The following is a 13,904-nucleotide window of genomic DNA, read 5'->3' as shown; positions in this document are numbered from 1 at the left end:
AATCCTTTCGTCGGATTAAAACAGTCGTAAGTCATTCAATAACCACACATTTTTTAAGGCGGCCGACATACAAATGCCACTTTTTGGTGCAAGTAAGCGTGATACTTGCGACCTATATTCCCCCTTATAAAAAATGGTTATTAACTAAGGCGCGGTGACACTCTCTGGCGCTTGTGCACCCAATTGCCTGCAACTGTCGCCCAGTTTGATAGCGTCGGTCATCGTCGCGCTGGCGACTCGCTCCATTTGCCGACAAAGCAGCAGACGCTCGGCCGCCTCGGCCCGATGGCGATCGGCGCTGGCGTTGATATGCATAAAGTAGCCGCCCAACAGCACCGCGACACACAGCACGCCGACCGCATAGTGGCGCAAGCTGTTTGGCGATGAAGGTTCTGGCTGGTACATGGCCCCGTGACGACCTGTTCTATCTGCGACGAAGCGTGCAATTGTATGCAAATAGAAACACAGCAATTGTCGTGGTTTTGTAAAGCGCCGGCCTTACACAGACACAGGCTTTTCGTTGGCGCTTGCATGCCCCTTCAACAGCCGATACACCGGCAGGCACGCGGCCTGGATCAGCAGCATTCGGATCACCTGCATCGCCGTCACCAATGTAACCGCCAGCCCCAGCGCCTCAGCGGTCAGGCTCATCTCCGGTGCGCTGCCGGGCATCATGCCCAGGGCCAGCGACAACCATGGCATCTGCAGCCACGTGCCCAACGCCCACGCGGCGGCTGCGGTCGCAACCAGCGAGCCAATCAACAACGCCAGCACCTTGACGAGAAACCCCGGTGCGCGGCGGAAAAAATCCCGCTCGAAGGCGGCGCCCAGCGCACACCCGATCAGCAACTGGCCGACACCACTGAGCCAACCGGGCATGCTCATCGACAAATTGTTACACCCTACCCCCACCGCACAGATCAGGAACGGCCCGAATGTCCAAGGGTTGGGCAGGTTGCAGCGCTTGAAGCCGATAGCGGCCAACAGGCTCATAGCCAGCAGAAAGATCAACCAGGGCCAGATGACCGGCAATGGCGCAGCCATCACAGGATGAGCCAGGCCAAGGCTGGCCCGCGCAGGCACGGCCAGCAGGATCAGCAGCAGCCGTAGACTGTGGGCGGCGGCGATAAAGCTGGTGTCCGCCTGGCGCTGACGACCGAGGTGAACCATCTCCGTAGAGTTGGCCGGCATCAGCGCGAAGAACGCCGTGCCGAAGGCGACGCCAGAGCGGTTCAACAGCCACACCGAGCTCAATGCCAGCACCAGCGTCAACAGCACCGCCGTGACAATCAGCCCCAGGTGCGCCGCCACCTGCTGCATCACCGGCAAAGTGAAATAACAGCCAATCGCCACCGCGACAATCAACTGGCCCGCTTGGCGCCCATGGGGAATTTGCGCCATCCTCGCGCCGCCGCAGCGGCCGATCAGCACAGCCAGCAAAGCACCTATCACCCAGGGCAGCGGCCAGCCGAGCCACTGCGCAAAACTGCCGCCCAAGGTGCCCGCGATCAGGGTGACAAGCCAATACTGGCGAAGGTTGAAGGTCATGTTGAGATCCGGCATGGAGAAGTATGCCGACAGGTTATAGACTCGCGCTCATCACAAAAAATATCCATTTGTGAACATCAACATCACACATTGTTATGCGAGAACCGATGAATCTTAAAGCCCTGGAATACTGCGTCGAGATCGCCCGCCAAGGCAGTTTTACCAAGGCCGCGCAGGCGTTGCATGTGGCGCAACCGGCGCTGAGCATGGCAGTCAGCCGTCTGGAAGATGAACTGGGGGTGGCGCTGTTCAACCGCGCCACACGGCAGATCAGTGTCACAGCGGAAGGCCAACTGTTCCTCACCCGCGCTGAAGCCTGCCTGCAAGGCTTGGCCGGGGCCCGCCGCGAGTTGCAGGACCTGACGCAATTGCACAGCGGTGAAATCCGCGTCGGCATCCCGCCGATGTACGGCATCCGGCATATCCCGGAGTTGCTGATGCAATTTCGCGCGCACTACCCCGGCATCGCCATGCATGTGGTGGAAGGCAGCGCCGATGACATCAGCGCACGCCTGGCAACGCGGGATATTGATGTAGCGTTGCTGGAGTCACGTCGCGTCGACCCGGACTGGGAGTCGGTCTTGCTGGGCAGCGATGAGATGGTGCTGTGCATGCATGAGCAGCATCCATTGGCGAGCGCGGCGTCGGTCACGGCCGAGGGTTTGCGTGGCGAGCAGTTGCTGGTGTTCGACAATACCTTCCTGCAACGGCACTTGCTCGACGCCTTTTGCGACGCTGCCCGCGTGCGCTTCAACATCGCCCTGGAAAGCAACTTCGTGCCGCTGGTGATTGCCGCCACCCGCAATGGCATGGGGGTTTCCACCCTGCTGCGCTCGGTGCAACAACAGGAACCGGGCGTGGCCGGGGTGTCGTTCGAGCCCGCGCAGTTCATGCACTTCAACCTGTGCTGGAGAGGCAGCGAATACCTGTCCCAGGCCAATCGACGGTTTATTGAAACGGCGAAGGTGTATTTCCAGGAAGACGTCAGCTCACCGCTGTCGCACTGAACCGGTCATTTGCGCGCCACTTTGTAGCGCACGCAATCCTGATAGAAGCTTTGGCGAATCGCTTCTGGCTTGAGCCGGGAGCGACTGTCGTAGGTCTGCTCGGTGATGCCCATGGCCATCATGCGCATCCACGACTTGTTGAATTTGAGGGTCTGGATTTTCTGCCGCGCCGCATACAGCGACACACCCGAGAGCTTCAACTCCTGGGCCCTGGCGGCCGTGCCCGCGCCCCAACTGCACATGTACTTGTCACCTTCACGCAGCTCCCGGGCCTGCACGGCAGCCGCGCCGCCGGCCAACGAGCAGGCGACAAGCATGATTCCAACAGTGCGCATTTGCATCCCCACCTAACCACCTGAAAATAAAAGCGATTCTGGCGAGGATTTGGTTACAGAGGGGCCATTAAATTGCCTTATCACCACTGATAAGTCGCACTCGCCTGTACCGTGCGCTGTGAGCCATACCAGCACCAGGAGTAGGAATAGCACGAGGCGACGTACTCCTTATTCGCCAGGTTGGTGGCGTTGAGCGCCAGGCGCAGGTTGTCCTTGAGGTTGGCGAGGTTCGGGATGTCGTAGTGCACCGCCGCGTCGAACAAGGTGTAGCCCGGGACTTTCAGGGTGTTGGCCGTGTCGCCCCAGGACGAGCCGACATAACGCGCCCCTGCCCCGACGCCGAAGCCCTTGAGGTGGCCGTCGCGGAAGGTGTAATCCGCCCACGCCGACGCGGTGTGGCGCGGCACACCGTAGGTGCTGGTGCCTTTGGCCGGTAGGGCCGGGCCTACACCGATGTCGGTGACGGGCGTGTATTGCACGGTGTTGTTGGACTGGCTGATGCGGTTATCCAGGTAGGCATATGCCGCGCTGATGTCCAGGTTATCGTTGAGGCTGGCCTTGCCTTCCAGCTCAAAGCCACGGGATTGCACTTCGCCGTCCTGGCTCTGGCAGCGGCCACTGCCACACAGGTGCGTGGGGTCCGGGTCGGTGGTCAGTACATTGGTCTGGCGCAGGTCGAAGATCGCGGCGGTGATAAAGCTGTTGCTGCCCGGCGGCTGGTATTTGATCCCGACTTCATACTGCTTGCCCTCGGTCGGTTTGAACACCGAACCGCCGTAGCCGGTACCCGACTGCGGGCTGAAGGACTCCGAATAACTGGCATAGGGTGCCAGGCCGTTGTCGAACAGGTAGACCAGGCCAATGCGGCCGGTGAACGCCTTGCTGTCCAGGGACGACTGGCTCTTGGCGCCGCTGCTCAGGGTCTTGGTAGTGCTGTCGGTACTGGCCCAGTCATAGCGGCCGCCCAGCAGCAGCACCCAGTTGTCCCACTTCATTTGCTCTTGCAGATAAACGCCGGTCTGCTCGCTGCGGGAGGTACCGTCGGTGGTGTAGGCCGGGGTCGCGACCGGACGGCCATACACCGGGTCGAAAATATCCTGGGTCGGCCCGGCACCGACACGGGTCGAGCCTTGCAGGGTGTCGGTGCTGGTGTTCTGGTAATCGACGCCCATCAACAAGGTGTGTTGCAGCGGGCCAGTGTCGAATCTGGCCTGGGCCTGGTTGTCGAGGGTGTAGGCGTCCAGGTTGACGTCGCTGGCGATGGTGGCGCGCTGCATGGTGCGGTAATCGCTCAGCAGGTTGTTGCTGTAGAGACTACGGTAGCGGCCCTCGCTGCGCAGGTAACGGGCGTTCTGGCGCACGGTCCACACATCGTTGAAGTGATGTTCGAAGGCGTAGCCGATGGAGTAGTACTCGCGATCGCTTTTCTCGAAGTCTTTTTCGCCGTCATAGAAATCCACATCGATCTTGCGCCCGGTGGGGCTGCGCAATACCGAGCCCCAGGCAGGTACCGAGCCGTAGGACGCGCCCTTGGGGTCCTTCTGGAAGTGCCCCAGCAGGGTCAGCGAAGTGGCGTCGTCCGGGCGCCAGGTAAAGGCCGTCGACAGCGACTGGCGACGCGTTTCGGTGTGTTCCACCTGCCCGTCGGCGTCGTCGAAAAGCCCGGCCACACGGTAGGAATACACGCCCTGATCATCAATCGGGCCGCTCAGATCGAAGGTGGTGCGCTTCTTGTTAAAGGTGCCGTATTCGACGCCGACCTCATGAAACGGAGTGTCCAACGGGCGCTTGCTGACCATGTTGATCACCCCGCTGGGTGTGCCCTGCCCGTACAGCACCGACGCCGGGCCGCGCAGCACTTCCACGCGCTCCAGATCGAAGGCGTCCTTTTGCGGCGAAGCGTCACGGCTGGAGGGCATGCGCAAGCCGTCGAGGTAGGTGGCCGGCGAGAAACCCCGGATCGTCAACTGGTCCAGCCGCGAAGCCGTAGCGCCACGGCTCTCCGGGACCACCGCGGCGCTGTAGCGCAGGATCTGGTTGAGGCTCTCGGCGTTCTGCGCGCGCATCTGGTCTTTGGTGACGATGGAGATCGACTGCGGGGTTTCGATCACGGCGGTGTCGGTCTTGGTGCCGGACAGGCTGCGGGTGGCCACATAACCCGCCACCGGACCCACGGGGCTCTGGGCCTGATAGCCGCCGCTGATCGTGGTGGCCTGCAACTCCACCGCCCCGCCGTTATCCGGGAGGGCCTCCAGGCGATAGCGGTCGTTGGCGATCTTCAGCGCCTGCAAGCCGCTGCCAGCGAGCAATCGGGTCAGCGCCACCTCTGTGTCGTACTGCCCGCTCAACGCAGCGCTGCGTTTACCACGGGTCAAGCCCGCATCGAATGCCAGCACCAGGCCTGCCTGCTCGGCCAAGCTGGTGAGCGCCTGGCTCAAATCACTGGCGGGAATCGAGAAGCTGCGCACGCTGCCGCGGCTGTCTGCGGCAAAGGCGGACGGGGTATTGAGCAGTGGCATAGCGGCAAAAGCCATCGCCACTGACAGGGCCAGTGGGTGCAAGGGACGAGCAAGCGACATGGGAGGTCCTGGGTAATAGAGGTTCTATTAACCATGACGGGCAGCTCGGCAAATCGGGCAAGAATGAGAGGCGTTTTTATTCGCCGGGTGCTGCCGCAAGCGCTTGGATCGCCTTTTTGCGTGGCCTTTCACCCCCACACAGCGCGATCACCCCCACGCAACGACCAACAACCCCAGCCCCAACACCAGACACAACGGCGAATAAACATAGGTATCCAACCTGGCAAACCGCGACCCGCCGACCTTTTTGAAAAAACCCACCAGCTCCGAATCCCCAATCGCCCGGGCAAACATGACCAGCGCTATCGCACTGATGCCCCATTGCAACGCGCCATGGGACACCGCGGAAAAGTACAAACCGGCGCGCAGGCACACGAGCAAGGCAATCGCCACCAGGCCCATCGCTACGAGGAATGTCATCAGTGCCGACGGTATGAAAGCCGGTCGCGGCCCGCTGGCGAATTCGCCGGGCAGCTCGGGAATGGCGGCCTGGAACCCGAGTTTGCCACCCGCCGCCCAGTACAGGTGCACCATGCTGATACCCGTGAAAATACCGACGATCCATCGTGCAATGACAAAGCTCATGGCTGGCTCTCCCTGAAAATGTGCGAACAAGGATAGTCGCCCTGCGTTTTTTTGCAGGTATTTCGTCGGTGGCTGATGGTAAAGTGCCGCCCCATGAAATTCGCCCGCACCGACCGCTCGCTCATTGCCTGGATGCTCTATTGCTGCGTCCTGTTCAATGTGTTCGCCTGCAGTATCGGTCACGGGCAGATGGTCGGGATGCAGCTCAACGGCATCGGCGGCCAGTTCTGCACGGTAGACCCGCGCACCCAGGCGCCCACGCCTGCCAACTCCACGGATGAGAGCCTGCCGACGCTGTCCAAGGCGTTCGGTTGCCCGCTGTGTTCCAGTGGAGGCATGGGCCCGGCGCTCAATTCCAGCCTGAATGTGGCGGTGTTGCCACAACCCCACGCGCCACCACCGGCCGTGGTACTCGCCGCTGACATCCCTGCCCGCTTTACCTGGCCCACGGCGCATCCCCGCGCGCCGCCCGCTGTTGCCTGACACCTTCGCTATCTGATCGGCACTGACCACCGCATCCCCAAGGGGTGACGGACATTCGTGCATTGTTTTCAAGCCAAGTTTTTCAGGATTCAACCATGAAACATTTACCCCTGTTGGCGGGCCTGTTCGGCTGCCTGCCCTTCTGCGCCTGGGCCGTCGAGCTGGCACCGACCACTGTCACTGGCGAACCAAGCGCCGACCCCGGCCTGACCCTGGATCAATCCAGCGGCATGGCCTCGCGGCTCGGGCTGAGCGTCCGGGAAACTCCCGCGTCGGTGGCCATCGCCAAGCGCAACGACATCGAGCGCCACGGTGCCAAGACGTTCCGCGATGCGGCCAACACCCTGCCCGGCGTCAATGCCAGTGCACCGCCGGGGTTTGGCGGGTTTGTCTCTTATCGTGGATTTACCAGCAGCCAGATCACCCAGATGTTCAACGGCATCAACGTCGCCACCGGCCTGGCACGCCCGGTGGATGCCTGGATCTATGACCGCGTGGAACTGGTCGGCGGCCCCTCCTCGCTGATCAACGGCGCCGGCTCCGTGGGCGGCTCGCTCAATTACGTGACCAAGCTCGCCGGCCGTGAAGAACAGGCCGCGCAAGGCCAACTCAGCTACGGCAGCTACGACACCGCTGGCATGGCCCTGGGCCTCAACCACGCCCTGACCGAGCCAGGCAGTGAGGTGCAGCACTACGCGCGCCTGGATGTAAGCCGCAACACCAACCACAGCTACATCGACCGCGATAAACGGGACGCCTGGAGCATGGCGTTTTCCCTGCTCAGTGACCTCACGCCGGACCTGTCCCACACCCTGGCGGTGGAATACCAGGACGAACATGAGGACAGCCCCTACTGGGGCACTCCGGTGCTCAACCCCAAGGCCGGCGAGTTGAAGATCGACAAGCACAACCGCTTCAACAACTACAACGTCGCCGACGGACGTTACGAGCAACGCACGGTGTGGCTGCGCTCGATCATCGACTACCGGCTCAACGACAGCACCACGCTGAAAAACACCCTTTATCACCTCGACAGCCAGCGCGATTACCGCAACCTGGAGACCTATCAGTACAACGCCGATAACAGCGCGGTAAACCGCTCGACCGCCTATCAGGTGCGCCATCAGGGCGAGCAGCAGGGCAACCAGTTCGAGTTGCGCCACGACGCCAGCGTCTTCGGCCTTTCCACCACCTGGTCTGGCGGTTTCGAGTACAAGCTCAACAGCACCACCAACAGCCCGCTGCGAGCGGCGGGCAACAGTGCCGTCGACCCGAACAACTTCGATCCCGGGCATTTTTATGCCATCCCCGGCACCAGGCCCGGCTTCAACAAGGACAAGACCAACGAGGTCACCACCAAGGCGCTGTTCGTGGAAAACCGCCTGGGCCTCACCGACAAATTGTCGCTGCTCACCGGCCTGCGTTATGACGCCATCGACCTGGACGTGACCAACCACGGCACGCTGACTGCCACCAGTCCGCGGCATTTCAAGCGCAGCTGGGAGCCGCTCACCGGGCGCGTCGGCCTGACCTACCAGTTCATCCCGTCAGCGAATGTGTACGTGCAATACAGCACCGCCGCCGAGCAGCCAAGCACCACGACCCAGGTGTTCGATGTGTCGACCGGCAAGCAATGGGAAGTGGGCAGCAAGTTCGACTATCTGGATGGACGTGGCGCGGCCACCGTTGCCGCCTACAGGATCGAACGCAAGGACTTCGCCGTCACCGACCCGCTGGACCCGACCAACAGCATCCCGGTGGGTGCGCAGTCGTCCAAGGGCATTGAGTTGGCCAGTTCGTTGCGCATCACTCCACGGCTGCTCGCCGAAGGCAATTTCGCCTGGGTGGACGCCGAATACGACGAGTTCAACGAGAAGCTCGCCAGCGGTGCCGTGGTGTCACGCAAGGGCAATACGCCGACCAACGTCCCCAAGCGCGTGGGCAACCTGTGGCTGACCTATGATATTGCCGAGGACTGGCAAGGGGGTGTGGACGCGCGGTATGTCGCCGAGGTTTATGCGGATAACGCCAACACCCAGACGGTGCCAGCCTACACGTTGTTCGGCACGTTCCTGCGCTACAAGGTGGATCAGCACACCTCGGTGACGGCGCGGGTGCGCAACCTGACGAATGAGGTGTATGCCGAGTTTGCCCATGTGTCACCGGCGTATTACCTGGGGTCGCCAAGGACCTTCGAACTGGCTGTAAACACTCAGTTCTGAGCCCGGAACACAGGCCAATACGGGAGGGGGCCAGCCCCCTCCCACACTTACTTCAGGCTTGCCTCGACCTTCTGCGCCACCTCTTCGGTCAACCACGCCTTCCACACCTCAGGGTGCTCCTTGAGGAACGCCTGGGCCACGTCCCGTGCAGGCGTGTGGTTTTCGCTCATTTTCGCCAGCGCCTGATTGAGTGGCCCGATGGGAAACTCGACTTTGGTGAAAAACGCGGCAATCTGCGGATGCTCTTTCTGGAACGGCGTCGACACGCCAATACTCAGCTTGGACGCCAACGACCGTGTCGGTTTCGGCTCGGGATTGTCCGCATCCGTCAGCGTCTTCCATGCCTCGGCATCAAATGGCGGTTCTTCCAACTGGATCAACTTGTAGCGCCCCATCAACGGCGTCGGCGACCAATAGTAGAACAGCACCGGCTTGCCCCGGCGGATCGACGAAGCAATCTCGGCGTCCAGCGCCGCGCCTGAGCCACTGCGGAAGTTCACGTAGCTGTCGCTGAGCCCGTAGGCCTTGAGCTTCTGTGCATTGACCACCTCGGACGTCCAGCCGATCGGGCTGTTGAGGAAGCGCCCCTTGCCGGGAGACTCCGGGTCCTTGAACACGTCCTTGTAGCGCGCCAGGTCCTGCACGCGCTTGAGGTCCGGTGCCAGGGGCTTGAGGCCTTTGGCGGCGTCGCCCTTGACCACGTATTCCGGCACCCACCAGCCTTCGGTGGCGCCCTTGACCGTATCGCCCAGGCCCACCACCTTGCCTTCGGCCTCGGCCTTGACCCACACCGGGCTGCGACCGGCCCACTCTTCGCCGATCACCTGGATGTCGTTCTTGGCCAGTGCGGTTTCCAGGGTAATGGTGGTGCCGGGCAAGGTGTCGGTAGGCAAGTCATAGCCCTTCTCGACAATAACCCGAAGCACTTCGGTGATCAGGCTGCCGCTCTCCCAGTTCAGGTCGGCGAAATGAATCGGCGCCTGGGCCGCCGACACCGGCAATGCTGCAACTGACAGGCCCAGTGTCGCCAGCGACACGGCCAACAGCGATCTCAATCCTTTCATGCCTTCGCACCTCATGTTTAGCAGCCATAGCGGAGGGCTTTGCTGCCAACGCGCGAAGCCTCTGAATAGTTAAGTCAACTCAACTGTAGTAGAGGTTCCGGGAGAAACGGATTACACATTGCGTTTACAAACTACTCGCTGGCCTTGAAGGTCACCAGTTCACCCTTGCGCCACTTGGCGGCCTTGCCGGTCACGGCCTTGAGGGTTTTGGTCAGGCCTTCCTGCAATTGTTCATTGGCGGCAAACACCAGCATGACGCTATGGCCTTCCTTGAACACGATGCCCTGGCCTTCAGCCGACGAAACAAAGGCGTAATCGCCCAGGCCATATACCGTCAACTTAATGTCGCGGAACTTCAATTCAAACTTGCCGCCTTCACGGCTGGGCAGCACGGCCGCACGAAAATGGTCGCCGACCTTGAGTTCCAGGCGCGGTTTGTCATCGACAACCAATGCGGTTTCGGTATCGATTTCGGCGATGTAAATACCTTCCGGCGTTTGTTCAGTGATGTAAACAAAACGCGATTGAAACTGCTTGACCAACTTTGCGCGTAAATCACCCAGCACGAATAACGCGTGCATATCCAGATTACTGACTGCCAAGGAAACGCCCCCACATCAAAAGAAGTGCTGACCGCCACAGCGGGCAGCACAAAAATCCGGCCGTTACGGCACGATCACACAACACATTCATTGAAAAACTGAAGAAGATCCCGCTGCTGAGCCATACGGCTGGTACAGACGTACCCAATGAACCTCGGGCGAGGACACCATGTATCACAGCAGATCACAGGTTTGACGGCTCGAGAATAGAGACCGCACCGCTTCAGAGAATAACCCAAATAAAAAACGCGGTTTCCGACAGCCCACCTTAAACAAAACAACCAGGTGCGGAACCAGACATCGTTCGCCGACGACAATACTAAAACAGCAACACGGGTCAAAACCACCCGAAACACTGCAGCTGCATCAACACAATCGATCGACAGGAGCTGACCATGCAACGACGTCAACACGATGCTACGTCTTGCCACACTCGCTCGACACTGCATGACGAGCGCCAATACTACTGCGTGCAAGGCCTATACGGGTACTCGAATTCGGTTCTTTACCAAGTTGTGCCGGCGGGGCGTAACTTCTTTCATATCCGCGAAGTCACCAGCGGCCGTGTGCTGGGGTTTCGCAGCGACCATATCAAGGCCTGCCAACTGGCCAAGGAACTGGAAGCCACACTGCAACAGGGTGGCCTCGTTTCGTCACCAGGATGACTTTACCGCGCCGCCACCCACCAACAACTGCCATACTGGCCCGTCGATTGAAGTTTGCCCCTCTGCGGGTCAGGTCTCATCTGTGCAGTTACCTTGAAGGGAAGGCTATACGTGACGGAATTTGATATTGGCGAGTTTTTCATCCATGGCGATGCGAGGGAAGTAGACGGAGAATTCCAGGCGGTCATCGTGATGCGCGCCAAGCCGCCGCTGAAAACGGTCACCACGCATCAGGTGGAAAAGGACCGCTGGTTCAAGACTGCAGAAGCTGCCGCCGTCGCGGGCAAAGAATCCGCCCTGGCCCTCAAGACTGCCGTCGATTCAGGGGCATTGACCTCCTGAACCCCGCTCGACGGCCCCCTCCCCGCGCCTACACGCCTTCCGGCCTGTAGCCCAGCCGCAACCCACCCCAGTGCCGGCCCTTGACCATGATCGGCACTGACAAGTCATGCATCAATTCGCCGGTATCGCGGGTATACGTCTGTAGCAGCACCGCTTGCTGGTGGCTGCCACAGCGAATCCCGGTGCGGTCGTCAAACTTGCGCTTGGTGCGGTTCTGCACCGCATCCACCTGGGCATCCCCGGTCAAGGCCTGGGAAAACGCCTTGTTGTGCGTCGGCACATAGCCCTGGGGCGTGCAGGCTATAGCGAAGACCAACCCCTCGTGACGCGGCAACAACGCCTCCTGAATCCCCGGCAACACCTGATCGGTATAACCGTCAAACCGCGTGTGGTACTTACTCGGATGGGTATTCGGGATCAGCGTGTAACTGCGGTCGAACAGGTCGTCCAGGCTGATGCGGTTTTGCTCCACATCGGCCTCGAACTGCGCGGCAATGCGGCTGGCGCCTTCACGGGCCAGGTCGTAGACGCGCTGGTGATAGTCATCCAGCCCGACCTCGGCCAAGCGCTCACTGATGATTTCGGCCTGGCCTTCCATCTGTACGGCGGCGTCGGCCAGCTGACGGGTTTGCTGGTCACTCACGGTCAGGTCGCTGCGCATTTGTTCCACGGCATGGAACAGGCTGTCCAACTGGGCACGGTTGGTGTCGGTGCCCTGGGCGATCTCATTGACCTGCCCTTCCACATCCGCCGCCAGGCTGGCGATGCTCGACAGCTGTTCACCGGCATGCTCGACCTGCTCCACACCCGTATTGAGGTCGGTCGACAGTTGGCGAATCTGCTCCACCACCTGGGCGGTACGTTGTTGAATATCGGCGACCATCACCCCGACCTCATCGGTCGCGGTGGCGGTCCGCCCGGCCAGCCCGCGCACTTCATCGGCAACCACGGCAAACCCGCGCCCATGCTCGCCGGCACGCGCGGCTTCAATGGCCGCATTCAAGGCCAACAGGTTGGTCTGGCTGGCGATGGACTGAATCACCAACGTCACTCGCTGGATTTCCTCGCTGCGCTGGCTCAACGCTTCGATCAACTCGCGACTGGCGTTTGCCCGGTCGCTGAGCTGATGCATGCGCGTGATCGACTGCGCCAACACCTCACGCCCTTCGGTGCTGCGTTGATGGGCCTGGCTGGCTGCACCGAGCGCCTGACGGCTGAGCTGTGAGGTGACCTGCTCCGTGCCGATCATCACTTCGGCGCTGCTGACGATCTGCTTGGCCGCACTTAACTGCGATTGCAGGCGCGCAGCCAGTTGCTTGACCGCATAGGCCACGCCGGCGGCAGACAGCGCGTTATGGCTGGTGGTGTGGGACAGGTCACGCGTGAGCTCACCGATGGCGTCGCTGTCCGTGAAAGGTGCGACCGCAGGCGTGCGGGTTTTCAGGCGAGGCAGCCAGATCACCAGCAAGGCCAGCGGCAGGCAGAGGTATATCGACAGGCCGGCAAACGCCAGGCCCAGCAGGACCAGCACCAGGGCGGTGCTCTGCAAGAGCGGCGTCAGCCAACCGGGCAGCCCGCGCACCACCGTCTGCGGTGGTACTGCTGCGCCCATCAGAGATCCGTCTCCAGCCATCTTCGTCACCCCACTGCTTGTCATTATTGTCACTGCATTAGACGCCACTATCAGGCCATTATCCATGGGCCTTTAGTGGGGTGCGTTGCAGCAGATCAATAGACGGGGCGTAACGGGTATCGCCTGGAGGGACGCAGGCGCGCCCCCCAGCTTCAGCGCATCAGGCTTGGCGCTGGTGCTTGTCAATCTGCTCGTGGCGCTCTTGCGCTTCGATGCAGTACTTGGTGGTCGGGCTGATCAGCAGGCGCTTGAGGCCGATAGGCTCGCCGCTGTCGTCACACCAGCCAAAGGAGTCTTCCTTGATGCGTTCCAACGCGCGTTCGAGTTGCGGCAGCATGCGCTGGTCGCGGTCGATGGCGTTCACCAGCCAGGTACGCTCTTCTTCGACCGAAGCGGCGTCGGCCGGATCGGCCGGGGTGTCCAGGCTTTCAATGGCGATACGGTTCTGTTCAATGCGCTCGTGGTGTTCCACTTTCATGTCTTGCAGCAATTGCTCAAAAAAAGCGTGCTGTTCGGCATTCATGTAGTCATCCGCCGGCATGGCCAGCAACTTTTCCTTTGTCATTGATTTCTCTATAAAAAATACGTGCATTAAGGCGAATAAGGGAGCGTTCCGGCCGACCTCTGCAGGTCTCGGAAGGGCGCCGTCCATTTCAAGCGCCACCCGGCACTCAATTTACGAGGGGCGGCAGTCTAAGGCCGACTTGAGGGCGCAGCAACTGAAAAGACAGGCAATTTTTCCGAGATAACCCCTAAAAGCACCAGGACGGGCTTGGCGATTGGTTATCGGAGTGCGTTTATAGCAAGAAATTCAGTGTTGTGGAGCTATATAGAAGACA

At 60.9% G+C, this 13,904-nt stretch carries 14 protein-coding genes; 5 read left to right on the top strand and 9 right to left on the bottom strand.

Annotated features, from left to right (window positions below):
* Positions 1-144 precede the first annotated feature (144 nt).
* Positions 145-405 (bottom strand): hypothetical protein, encoded by a 261-nt coding sequence (locus tag AC3ISR_RS11780; RefSeq protein WP_463983981.1) that lies wholly within the window; start codon positions 403-405, stop codon positions 145-147.
* A 93-nt stretch (positions 406-498) separates the two neighbouring features.
* A complete protein-coding gene (locus tag AC3ISR_RS11775) occupies positions 499-1,548 on the bottom strand; it encodes an AbrB family transcriptional regulator (protein ID WP_463983982.1) in 1,050 nt (349 codons plus the stop codon).
* 107 nt (positions 1,549-1,655) lie between these two features.
* Between AC3ISR_RS11775 and AC3ISR_RS11770 the strand changes: the two genes are divergently transcribed.
* Positions 1,656-2,555 carry a LysR family transcriptional regulator gene (locus AC3ISR_RS11770; protein WP_226457200.1) on the top strand — a complete coding sequence of 300 codons (900 nt, stop codon included), beginning with the start codon at positions 1,656-1,658 and terminating at the stop codon, positions 2,553-2,555.
* Between the two features lie 5 nt (positions 2,556-2,560).
* Here AC3ISR_RS11770 and AC3ISR_RS11765 read toward each other — a convergent pair whose 3' ends face one another.
* The 3 genes from AC3ISR_RS11765 to AC3ISR_RS11755 form a co-directional block, all read right to left on the bottom strand.
* The gene (locus tag AC3ISR_RS11765) at positions 2,561-2,890 is read right to left on the bottom strand and encodes a hypothetical protein (protein ID WP_192299727.1); all 330 of its coding nucleotides are present in this window, start codon (positions 2,888-2,890) and stop codon (positions 2,561-2,563) included.
* 80 nt (positions 2,891-2,970) lie between these two features.
* Positions 2,971-5,469, bottom strand: a complete 2,499-nt coding sequence (locus AC3ISR_RS11760; RefSeq protein WP_463983983.1) for a TonB-dependent siderophore receptor — start codon at positions 5,467-5,469, stop codon at positions 2,971-2,973.
* A gap of 147 nt (positions 5,470-5,616) precedes the next feature.
* Positions 5,617-6,054: a DUF3995 domain-containing protein gene (locus AC3ISR_RS11755; protein WP_192299729.1), complete on the bottom strand. Its 438-nt coding sequence runs from the start codon at positions 6,052-6,054 to the stop codon at positions 5,617-5,619.
* 93 nt (positions 6,055-6,147) lie between these two features.
* Between AC3ISR_RS11755 and AC3ISR_RS11750 the strand changes: the two genes are divergently transcribed.
* On the top strand, positions 6,148-6,537 hold the full coding sequence (locus AC3ISR_RS11750) for a DUF2946 domain-containing protein (protein WP_226457198.1): 390 nt from the start codon (positions 6,148-6,150) through the stop codon (positions 6,535-6,537).
* Between the two features lie 95 nt (positions 6,538-6,632).
* A complete protein-coding gene (locus tag AC3ISR_RS11745; protein WP_463983984.1) occupies positions 6,633-8,759 on the top strand; it encodes a TonB-dependent receptor in 2,127 nt (708 codons plus the stop codon).
* A 47-nt stretch (positions 8,760-8,806) separates the two neighbouring features.
* Here AC3ISR_RS11745 and AC3ISR_RS11740 read toward each other — a convergent pair whose 3' ends face one another.
* Positions 8,807-9,823, bottom strand: a complete 1,017-nt coding sequence (locus tag AC3ISR_RS11740) for an ABC transporter substrate-binding protein (protein ID WP_192299732.1) — start codon at positions 9,821-9,823, stop codon at positions 8,807-8,809.
* A 131-nt stretch (positions 9,824-9,954) separates the two neighbouring features.
* Entirely contained in the window at positions 9,955-10,404 is a 450-nt protein-coding gene (locus tag AC3ISR_RS11735) for a hypothetical protein (protein ID WP_064452050.1), read from the bottom strand.
* Between the two features lie 416 nt (positions 10,405-10,820).
* On the opposite strand from AC3ISR_RS11735, the gene AC3ISR_RS11730 reads away from it, so the two are divergent.
* Positions 10,821-11,090, top strand: coding sequence for a hypothetical protein (locus AC3ISR_RS11730; RefSeq protein WP_192299733.1), 270 nt, complete (start codon positions 10,821-10,823; stop codon positions 11,088-11,090).
* Between the two features lie 111 nt (positions 11,091-11,201).
* Positions 11,202-11,432: a hypothetical protein gene (locus AC3ISR_RS11725; RefSeq protein WP_192299734.1), complete on the top strand. Its 231-nt coding sequence runs from the start codon at positions 11,202-11,204 to the stop codon at positions 11,430-11,432.
* Between the two features lie 28 nt (positions 11,433-11,460).
* Here the strand turns inward: AC3ISR_RS11725 and AC3ISR_RS11720 are convergent, their stop codons facing one another.
* Entirely contained in the window at positions 11,461-12,681 is a 1,221-nt protein-coding gene (locus tag AC3ISR_RS11720) for a methyl-accepting chemotaxis protein (protein ID WP_442962227.1), read from the bottom strand.
* 544 nt (positions 12,682-13,225) lie between these two features.
* Positions 13,226-13,630 carry a TraR/DksA family transcriptional regulator gene (locus AC3ISR_RS11715; protein ID WP_010564800.1) on the bottom strand — a complete coding sequence of 135 codons (405 nt, stop codon included), beginning with the start codon at positions 13,628-13,630 and terminating at the stop codon, positions 13,226-13,228.
* Positions 13,631-13,904 lie beyond the last annotated feature (274 nt).

The sequence above is a fragment of the Pseudomonas sp. GL_117 genome, from assembly GCF_057835125.1.
The sequence above is the reverse complement of the archived record's forward strand: the minus strand, read 5'-3'. Positions and strand labels throughout refer to the sequence as shown.